Raw genomic sequence first — 526 nt, 5'->3', positions numbered from 1 at the left:
CCACCTGCCCATCTGCTACGCCACGCTGCCCGACGTCAGCCTCCATACCCCCCTCACGCGCAAGAAGCAGGCGGGGACGCGGGGCCTTCGCCTTGAAGAGCGCTTCCTCCATGCCCAGCCCTTCGACGCTGAATCCGTGGACGCTCCCGACGCGACGGAAAAGCCCGAGAAAGGCCGGACGGCTCCCACGCCTTCGGTGAATCCGAAGCAGCCCGAGGCCATCCCCTCGACTGCTCCTGCCCCGCACGTCAAAGGCCAGCAACTGCAGGACGGCGCCAAGGCTTGAGGAGGACTCGCCGCAGCCCGAGGCCGTCCATTCGTTCTGGGGTGCACTCGCAGGAAGCTCCCCAGCTTGGGGCCCTTCCTCCAGCTCCACCTCACGCGCCGCTCCTGGCTTGCCGGGTGCCCGGGCGCCTGCACTGGCTCCGCCGTGACGTGCCTTGCCGTCCATGGGCGCTCCTGTCCTGCCCCGCCCGGGCCCAGTGCAGGACTCTCGCCGGCATGACGCGCTGCCGAGTCCCATCGG

1 protein-coding gene is annotated in these 526 nt (G+C 70.0%); it reads left to right on the top strand.

Annotated features, from left to right (window positions below; all coding sequences use genetic code 11):
• Positions 1 to 286, top strand: a 286-nt coding sequence (locus D7V88_RS43550; RefSeq protein ID WP_158625300.1) for a hypothetical protein, incomplete at its 5' end; no start/stop codon positions are given.
• Positions 287 to 526: the final 240 nt, after the last annotated feature.

The sequence above is a fragment of the Corallococcus terminator genome, assembly GCF_003611635.1.
Classification (GTDB): domain Bacteria; phylum Myxococcota; class Myxococcia; order Myxococcales; family Myxococcaceae; genus Corallococcus; species Corallococcus terminator.
Note: the sequence above shows the minus strand (reverse complement) of the source record. Positions and strands in the feature narration are given on the sequence as shown.